At 42.4% G+C, this 4,068-nt stretch carries 3 protein-coding genes; 2 read left to right on the forward strand and 1 reads right to left on the reverse strand.

Features of this window, described 5'->3' with window-relative positions; translation table 11 throughout:
• Positions 1 to 67: 67 nt before the first annotated feature.
• A complete protein-coding gene (gene era, locus PX481_RS23705; RefSeq protein WP_002757895.1) occupies positions 68 to 1,024 on the reverse strand; it encodes a GTPase Era in 957 nt (318 codons plus the stop codon).
• 35 nt (positions 1,025 to 1,059) lie between these two features.
• Between era and PX481_RS23710 the strand changes: the two genes are divergently transcribed.
• Together PX481_RS23710 and PX481_RS23715 are read left to right on the forward strand one after the other, a co-directional pair.
• On the forward strand, positions 1,060 to 1,827 hold the full coding sequence (locus tag PX481_RS23710) for a DUF6816 family protein (protein ID WP_002757894.1): 768 nt from the start codon (positions 1,060 to 1,062) through the stop codon (positions 1,825 to 1,827).
• A 312-nt stretch (positions 1,828 to 2,139) separates the two neighbouring features.
• The gene (locus PX481_RS23715) at positions 2,140 to 3,675 is read left to right on the forward strand and encodes a serine/threonine-protein kinase (RefSeq protein WP_288026634.1); all 1,536 of its coding nucleotides are present in this window, start codon (positions 2,140 to 2,142) and stop codon (positions 3,673 to 3,675) included.
• The last annotated feature ends 393 nt before the right edge of the window (positions 3,676 to 4,068 follow it).

Raw genomic sequence — 4,068 nt, forward strand, 5'->3', positions numbered from 1 at the left:
CACACCCCACACCCCACACCCCACACCCCACACCCCACACCCTACACCCCACACCCTACACCCCAATTCACTCCTCGGTGCGATAGCCAAATTCTGCTAAAAGTGAGCGAGATTGTCGCCATTTCGGTTCTACCTTCACAAATAATTTTAAATATACCTCCCCGGCGATTAACTTTTGAATAGCCGATCGAGCGGAAGAGCCGATCGCTTTTAACATACTGCCATTTTTACCGATGACGATCCCTTTTTGGGAAGCTCGTTCCACGTTAATGGCGGCAAAAACCTTGGTTAAAGCGGGAGTTTCCTCGACGCGTTCAATCACCACCGCCACAGAATGGGGAATTTCCTGACGGGTTTGCAGTAAAATCTGTTCGCGGATTAATTCGCCCATAATAAACCTTTCCGGCTGATCGGTGACTAAATCGGGGGGATAGTAATAGGGACCGACTTCGAGGGAATCAATTAACAGATTTTGCAATTCTTCGATTCCCGTCCCCTCCAGTGCCGAAAATTTGAGTAGAGACCAGTTATTTTCCGCCGCTAAGGTGCGATAACTATCGTCGATAGGCTCCCGGTCTTCCGGTTGCTGATCGGCTTTATTTAGCCCTAAAATCGTGGGAGTTTGGTTTTTAGTCAGTAAATCGGCGATATAGCGATCGCCACTACCCAAAAAATTGCTACTATCGACAACAAATAAAACTAAATCTACAGAATTTATGGCGTTTTCAGCATTTTTAACTAAAACTTTGCCTAATTCGTGATGGGGCTTGTGAATGCCGGGGGTATCGACAAAAATCATCTGGGCGCGCTCGCTGGTGACAATGCCGCGTAAACGGTTGCGGGTAGTTTGAGCGATGGGAGAAGTAATGGCGATTTTTTGTCCCACTAATTGATTCATCAGGGTGGATTTGCCCACATTAGGACGACCAATAATACCAATAAAACCCGATTTAAAACCAGTGGGTGCGATGGGAATTACTGCCGAATCGAGATTAAAGGCTTGGGAGTTGATCAAATCGTTCATAATTAAAGAATATTTCTTAAAAAATATTTTTACCCATGCAAAGGATAATTTTGTTCTTGTTAGTATTGATTCTAGGCTGTAGTAACCATTTAAAATTGTCTATGGCAGGAAATTTAAGCGATCGCTTAACTAATTATCCTCGCTGGATGACTAAACCGGTGGTTAGTTTTGCCAGCGGAGATTTAGTTTATCCCGATTGGATGGTAGGCAATTGGACTGTCACCAGTACTCTGATCGATTTAACCGCTCCTCTTGCTCCCCAGATTATCACACCTGGTTTTGAAAGTAATCGTCGTTACCTAGAACAATCGATCGAGTTTCCAGTGAGATTCATTGAGAAAGCTATGTCCAGACCGATAAATGCTGCCTTTTTATCCACCATTATCAGTAAACCATCAATTGTGGCCGATCGATCCTTTAATGGTTTAGCAATTAGTCGCGCCTATTTGGGTAGTCAATCGGTATTATCGGTAAAAACTGACCCCAATAATCCCAATCGTCAGATTACCTTTTTACGGGGCGCTCATCAACTAATTTCCACGGTAATTGCCAGAAATAGCGAAACTCCTAGCCGAAATCAATTTATTGCCACAGAAATTAGTCAACAAATTTTCCAGGGAGAAACCAATACTTATCTTAATGAGGTGGAAACCACCACCGCCTATCAGTTATTATCTCCTAATAAAATTCTAGGCGATCAGGTGACAGCCATTTATCTTTCCCCCCAATCGCCTGATTATTTCCAAGCGCCGAATCGTCCTGTGGCTTTGTATCGTTATCGCTTACAATTGCTGAAAGATTAATATAGATCCTGAAAAAATCAAAAATCTTCCCTTAGGTGAGGAGACAGGAAGAGAAAAAGACAAGAGACAATTCTAGCCATAAAACCTAAGATTATGTCCAAAAGGAATTAAGAGAACTTTCCTGGGCCTAGTTTTCGGACTTTATTGGAGGACTTGGGGACGATTGGTTTGAATACTCTTAATCCCTCCTACAGCAGATGTTATGGCCTTTTGTCAACGGGGAAGTTCAGTAATAATCATCAACAGTTGATGGTCTCATAGTCTCAGCATCTGTGTTAGAGTTAAGCGATAACTATGTCCTGGGGAAAAACTATGAGTCTTTGTTTTAATCCCACCTGTCGCCACGAAAACCCTAAAGATATTGTATCCTGTGAACGCTGCGGTCAGTCATTAAAGTTAGGCGATCGCTATCGAGGATTGAGAGAAATTGGGTCTGGGGGGTTTGGTATCACCTATTTAGGTATAGATGAAAGCGAAACTAATCACCCTCCCTGTGCGATTAAACAATTTTCCCCCCATAGGACTAATGATGCTCAGGTATCCTCTGGCCTCTTCCGTCGAGAAGCCCAAAGGTTACAGGTGCTTAACCATCCCCAAATCCCCAAATTTTTGGCATATTTTTATATAGATGAACAACAGTATCTTATCCAAGAGTTCATTCCAGGAGAAACCTTAGAACAAGAATTAGCAGCAAGGGGGGTATTTGGAGAAAGCCAAATCCGAGATATACTCAATCAAATTTTACCGATTTTACAATATCTACACGCTAAAAACCTAATTCATCGGGATGTTAAACCCGCTAATATTATCCGTAGAACAAGCGATAAACGTCTCTTTTTAGTAGATTTTGGGGCGACTAAACTCCACACGGGAACTAACCTGGCTAAAACGGGAACTAGCATCGGAACTGCGGAATTTGTCGCCCCAGAACAATTACGAGGAAAAGCGGTTTTTGCTAGTGACCTCTATAGTTTAGGTGTAACCTGTATTTATTTATTAACTAATACATCACCGTTTAATTTAGTGGATGGTGATAATAATTGGGTATGGCGAGACTGGCTTGGGGAAAATACGGTTAGTTCTCAATTAGCGGAAGTTTTAGATGGTCTAATTGCGCCAGGTCTAAGTAACCGCTATACATCAGCTTCAGCGGCATTAAAAGACCTCAATCAGCCTCGCAAAGCGAAAAATGTCTATGGTAATTATTTGTGGTTTGGCAGTGCAATTGCTGCTTTGATAGCCCTGTTTTATGGGTTCAAAACCACCCAAGAATCATCAAAGATTGAACCACCCACCTCACCAACTCAACCGATTATTCGCCCCAGCAATTTAGAAGTAATTAAATTATTATCTATTTATGTTAATGTACAAAATACATCCTATTTAGACAAGGGAAAATTTCTTGAAAAACTCTCAGGATTAATTGCCCTACCCAGCCATTATTTTGAGGTACAAGTTATTAATAATCATGGAGTGCAAATAGCCGCGATTCCTCGCCAAAGTGATAGTTATGGTTATGTAGCGGTTTTATGGGGGGGTAAAATGTCAGATGCCGATACCAAACGCCAACAAAATTGGCAACCTAAAGACCCGACAGATTATGGAACTTTCAGTATTCCTAATTTTCGGAAAACCCCCTCCAATTATGTCACGAGAGTTAGCTATTGTGAAAGCATCCAAACGACGACAGAACCGCCATTATTATCAACCGTAGGGGATTCACTACCTCTTTCCAGTGATGAATTACCCTGTCCCCAGGGTTATGCTTTTTCTTTGGGAATCATTGATGCGATCGGCAAATTAGCAGCCACGACCGTTCCAGCCGTCATTACGCCAATTCAAAAATGAAACGCATCGGCCTTAAGATTTGAGAGAGAAAGGCTGATCAGGTGAACCTCCCGCGCATTTAAATTGCTTGTTGAGACGAGGCACTCTGGCAACAGCAAAGGGATTGGGGGAGATTCGGCTAATCTTAAGAATAAGCGGTTGCCCCCTAGTTCTATCTCAAGGTCGCGAGAGGAATCCCGTTAAACCGCTACGCAGTTAACGGGAGATGAATCGCGACCAGAATGAAACTAACGCGGTAGCGTTTCCACTTTTGGGGAGTTTTGGTTCTCGACGTATTTTTTTAGTTGTTCGACAGTAAGTAGTCGTGCAAAATTAATTTCTTGGTTAGGATAGGCAAAAGGCAAGAGGCAAAAGGCAAAAGCTTGATCGAAATGTGTAATTAATTTTGCTTAG

The organism is Microcystis sp. M53603_WE2 (assembly GCF_030065435.1).

Coding starts and splice junctions, on each gene's coding strand:
- era (WP_002757895.1), bottom strand. CDS start 1,024: ATGAACGATTTGATCAACTCCCAAGCCTTTAATCTCGATTCGGCAGTA.
- PX481_RS23710 (WP_002757894.1), top strand. CDS start 1,060: ATGCAAAGGATAATTTTGTTCTTGTTAGTATTGATTCTAGGCTGTAGT.
- PX481_RS23715 (WP_288026634.1), top strand. CDS start 2,140: ATGAGTCTTTGTTTTAATCCCACCTGTCGCCACGAAAACCCTAAAGAT.